Annotated in this window: 8 protein-coding genes; 5 read left to right on the top strand and 3 right to left on the bottom strand. The window is 65.7% G+C overall.

Going from position 1 to position 4203, the window contains the following annotated elements; translation table 11 throughout:
* Both ACFDS3_RS19335 and ACFDS3_RS19330 read left to right on the top strand, forming a co-directional pair.
* Positions 1-471 (top strand): hypothetical protein (locus tag ACFDS3_RS19335; RefSeq protein WP_375263970.1); only part of this gene is annotated, 471 nt, incomplete at its 5' end.
* A 69-nt stretch (positions 472-540) separates the two neighbouring features.
* A complete protein-coding gene (locus ACFDS3_RS19330) occupies positions 541-924 on the top strand; it encodes a hypothetical protein (protein ID WP_375263969.1) in 384 nt (127 codons plus the stop codon).
* A 9-nt stretch (positions 925-933) separates the two neighbouring features.
* Here the strand turns inward: ACFDS3_RS19330 and ACFDS3_RS19325 are convergent, their stop codons facing one another.
* Both ACFDS3_RS19325 and ACFDS3_RS19320 read right to left on the bottom strand, forming a co-directional pair.
* Entirely contained in the window at positions 934-1821 is an 888-nt protein-coding gene (locus ACFDS3_RS19325) for a hypothetical protein (protein WP_375263968.1), read from the bottom strand.
* A gap of 79 nt (positions 1822-1900) precedes the next feature.
* On the bottom strand, positions 1901-2350 hold the full coding sequence (locus ACFDS3_RS19320) for a hypothetical protein (RefSeq protein ID WP_375263967.1): 450 nt from the start codon (positions 2348-2350) through the stop codon (positions 1901-1903).
* A gap of 238 nt (positions 2351-2588) precedes the next feature.
* Here ACFDS3_RS19320 and ACFDS3_RS19315 point away from each other — a divergent pair, with 238 nt between their 5' ends.
* The 3 genes from ACFDS3_RS19315 to ACFDS3_RS19305 all read left to right on the top strand — a co-directional run bounded on the left by ACFDS3_RS19315 (position 2589) and on the right by ACFDS3_RS19305 (position 3893).
* The gene (locus ACFDS3_RS19315; RefSeq protein WP_375263966.1) at positions 2589-3050 is read left to right on the top strand and encodes a PRC-barrel domain-containing protein; all 462 of its coding nucleotides are present in this window, start codon (positions 2589-2591) and stop codon (positions 3048-3050) included.
* A gap of 147 nt (positions 3051-3197) precedes the next feature.
* The gene (locus ACFDS3_RS19310; protein ID WP_375263965.1) at positions 3198-3356 is read left to right on the top strand and encodes a YqaE/Pmp3 family membrane protein; all 159 of its coding nucleotides are present in this window, start codon (positions 3198-3200) and stop codon (positions 3354-3356) included.
* Between the two features lie 150 nt (positions 3357-3506).
* Positions 3507-3893 carry a hypothetical protein gene (locus ACFDS3_RS19305; RefSeq protein ID WP_375263964.1) on the top strand — a complete coding sequence of 129 codons (387 nt, stop codon included), beginning with the start codon at positions 3507-3509 and terminating at the stop codon, positions 3891-3893.
* A gap of 9 nt (positions 3894-3902) precedes the next feature.
* Here the strand turns inward: ACFDS3_RS19305 and ACFDS3_RS19300 are convergent.
* The coding region (locus ACFDS3_RS19300) for a hypothetical protein (RefSeq protein ID WP_375263963.1) at positions 3903-4203 on the bottom strand (301 nt) is incomplete at its 5' end.

Genomic DNA, 4203 nt, shown 5'->3' with positions numbered 1-4203 from the left:
CACCTGGTGTGGATGAACCGCCACGCGGACGTGATCTCGGTGCACATCTACCCGTCACAGGCCATGCGCTGGGGGCTGCACGCGCCCAACACCTCCGCATGGCTACTCAACGCCACCCTCGCGGCGAGCACGGCCTACACGCGGTGGCGCAACGCCATCAAGGATCCGGCGCGGAACGTGCAGGAAATCTTCGAGCGCGCCGGCACCCTGGCTCCGGCCGGGCCGCGGGATGGCGTCTCGCTTGAAGCCATCACAAAGGTCCGCGATGCCTCGATCAAGCTGGTCCGGAGCACGCTGGTCGAACGGATGCCGGAGTTGGAGGAAGCGGGCTTGCCGAAGGGCGACTACCAGGACATCGCCAAGGGGCTTCGCGCCGACTTCCCGGACCTGGCGGACGAGGTGGCCGCGATGGCACTCGAAGCGCCGGGCCATGACTACACGCCACCCACGAATGACGGCCCCGGCCGGTGATGACCTCGGCCCCCGGCGGACATCGCCGGTGGCCAAAACGATGATACCTCTCGACGCGGAGCCATTGGAATGACCCCCTGCAACCACCCCAACCGCGACGTCCGCATCTTCGACGCCACCCTGCGGAAGAGGCGCAACGAGCTTGCCGCCGAGGACAAGCCCTCGGCCCTCTTCGAAGAGGCCGGCAAGATGCCGATCGGTGAGCATGCGCTCGCGATCGACGAGGCTGCCCATGCGGACATGCTGCGGGAATTCCGGCGCGAGGTGGGCATGCTCCTCGAAGTCAGCCTGGACAAGCTGGAGAACCGCAAGCCCGCGCCGAAACCCGAGTATCTGGAGCGGCGTCGCGACAGCCTGAACGGCCACTACCCCGTCATCGAGAACCGGGTGAACGACTTCATCGACCGGCTCGGCGGGCCGAGCTCGCGTGGCTTCGGAATGGAGCCGATCTGACCGGCGCCGCTACGGCGCCGGCATCTCCTCCGCCTCTTCCGCCGGGGTCGGCCAGGTCATCGCCTCGTCGATCGCGGCGCGCCAACGGAACGGCTCGTGCGGGTTGGGCATGTCGCCCAGGATGTCGTGCAACAGGACGTCCTGGGCCTCGACTGCGTCGTCCTTGCCGTTCAGCCGGCCATCCGGGAGCATCGCCACGGTGAGGCCGGGGATCGTATCGGTATCGAGATCGTAGACAGGCGCGCGGTCCATCGTGACCAGCACCTGCGGCTCCCAGACCTTCAGGCGGTCCGCCTTGTATTCCTTGTAGGTCAGCTGCAGGTAGGCCGCCTGCCCCTCCTCGATCCTCAGCCCCTTCAGGTCGGTCAGCGCCTCGATGTGCCGACAGTCATAGCCCGGCGCGAGGCGGACCCAGCAAGTGGAGCCCGACTTGAACCAGTCCCTGGCCGGGTAGGCATCGCGCAGCATCTCGAAGTGCCGCGCCGCCGCCTGCCAAGCTTCGATGTCGCGCAGGTAACGGGACACGATCTTCATGTCGACCTGCGCCACCATGCGCAGGGTGCCGTTCTCCTCGACTGCGATCCCGCGCGCGAAGGGGTGGACCAGCGCCCCGGCATAGCTGTGGTCCCGCGCCGCGTAGAGGCTCACGATCTCGTCGAACGCCTCGCGCCCTTCGGCATTCATCTCGGCCTGGAACTCCCAGATTTCGGGGAAGGCATCGCCTTCGAACTTCATGAGCATCAGCTGCTCGCGCCCCGGCTCGATGCGCGCGAGCTGGATGCCGAAGTCCGAGTGCGCCACGCGCAGAAGCGGCCCCGATTTCCCGGTCTCGGGATCGTAGGCCGGCACGATGATCGGGCCGATGGTTGTCGTCTCGTGGATCTCGTCGCGGGGCATGTCGCTCTCCTGCCGTCCTTGTATGGGGGCGGCGCGGCCTCTGGGCCGCACCTCCGTCTGCCTCGCGGTGCCGTAGCTCCTACCGGCCGCGCCGCTTGAGCCGCTCCGCTTCCTTGTAGCTCATTCGCCGGGGGGTTCGCGCGAGAATTTTCGCCATCAGCTCCCGATCCTTGGCGGTGTAGCCGGTGTCGCCGACGCGGGACTTGAACTGCTCGACCTCGAGCGTCGACAGCTCGGTGCTGTTGGCCTCCCAATGTGCGATCTTCGCCAAAGCGGCTTCGATCGTCGCCATCGCGCCGATCTGCTTGGCCGAGTATGTCCCGCCCCTGCCGGGGTTCGACCGGATACTGTCGAGGGTGCGGCGCATGCTTTCCTTGCTCATCTTGCTCTCCTTCGTGAGGCTGGGGATGTGGACGGCCGCCGGGCCGCCCGTATGGGCGCGGCCCGGCGTCTGGCCCGCATCGCCGCCTTGCGGCTGCCGTGTGGCCGATTGCGTGACGCGAAGCGTGGGTCTGTTCTGGCTCGTCATGAAGGGCTCCTTCGGGCTGCGTTCACATGGGAGACGCAGCCCGAAGGGCCCTGTGACACCGACCATCATCTTTTTCCTCTCGTATCGAAGAGCGTCCCGCTCAAGGGCATCGCGGGGATGAAAAGGCGCCTCGCCGGGGATGTGTTAGCGTCAGAGCGGTCGCACGCAGAGGCGGAACAGGAGCTGTCCCGCACCCGTTGCCTTCCCAACAGCGAAGACATCGAAAGGATATCCGAGCATGAAACTGTTGACCGCAAGCGCTCTCGCCCTCTCCGTCGCCGCCACCGGCGCGCTGGCCGAAAGCCATGCCATGGCCGAAACCTCCGCGATGACCAGCGCCGACATGTCGGCGATGCAGGGTGACCTGATCCGCAGCCGCGACATTACGGGCGGCGCCATCTACACCACGAACGCCGCCAACGACGAAGGCTGGGACAGCGCCAATGTCTACGACCAGGTCGGCGCCGACTGGAACGAGATCGGCTCGATCGAAGATGTCGTGCTATCGAAGGATGGCCAGATGGTCGGCGTCGTGGCTGAAGTCGGTGGCTTTCTCGACATCGCCGACAAGCACGTCATGCTCGCGACCGGCGACGTGAACCTCGTGGCTGTCGACGACAAGACCTATGCGATCGTCACGCGCATGAGCGAAGAGCAGCTGGAGTCGCTCGAAGGCGTCGACGAAGGCTTCTGGGACTGATCCAATCCCCGGCGCTCCGACGCGACAACGCCCTCGCAGAGCTCTGCGAGGGCGTCTCAATATCGGACACATCGAGCGGACATGCCTCCTGCATCGCCGGATGGCTCATCGACACATCAAGGAGGCTCGGGCCCCCGAGCATATGACATGGACATCATTCGAATAATCATTGCGATCTTCATCCCGCCGCTTGGCGTCTTCCTTCAGGAAGGTCTGGGCAAGCACTTCTGGATCAACGTCATCCTGACGATCCTGGGATACGTGCCCGGCATCATCCACGCGCTCTACATCATCATCAACAGGTAGCGCGGTCCCGATCGCGTCGGCCTGCCTTCGGTGGCCGTAGAACCTGCGGTAGGCCATGGATACAGATTTCCCATGGCCACGCCACCATCCGCTTGGCGTCCGCCTCAAGTCGTGGCATCGTTTTTCGCACGCCACATGAGGGAGAGCGCGATGAACCAGGCGACCAACATGTTGATCCAACGCCACCTTGGCACCTACCAGTCCGCGCTGACCCAGTGGGGGCGGCAGGTCACGGTGGCGCGTGACGATCGCGACGCCTTCCGCATTGCAAGCCAGAAGCCTGCGCCGCATTCGCTGCTGCGCTCGCTCGGCAGCCTGACGAACTCGGACCGACTGAAGGCCGAGCGGATCGTCGAGCGCCAGCTCGAGGAGCGTCTCGACCGGCTGGAACGCGACGGCGCCGAGGTCGGGCTCCTGCGCGATCTGCAGCGGACCACGCAGGGGGCTTGGCCGCGTCAGGCGCGTCGGTTGGAAACCTTGGCGCGCGCCGCGGCGCGGCCGCCCGAGCCGGACAATGACGATGGAATGGAGCCGTAGAGCTCCATCTCAGTCCACCTCGGACACAGGCAGACCAAGGCGCTGGAGATCTTGGTTGCTGTATCTCAATGGCACCCGGTTCAGCAGCTGACGCGCAGCTTGTCGTTTCCAACCGGGCGTCGCGGGATCATCGAGCATCGCCACAACCGTCATGCGCATCGGATAGCCCATCGCATGTTCCCGCCTGGCCGGATCGCCCTCCAGCTTCGCGATCTCCCGCTCCAGATGGGTGATCGCCTTGCGCTGCGCCTTGCTGAGAACAGCCAACGGACCGCGCTTGCTGGAGAGGATGGTGGACAGGTTGAGGCGC

Source organism: Palleronia sp., from assembly GCF_042089775.1.
Lineage (GTDB): Bacteria > Pseudomonadota > Alphaproteobacteria > Rhodobacterales > Rhodobacteraceae > Palleronia.
This window is presented reverse-complemented; position numbering and strand designations above follow the sequence as displayed.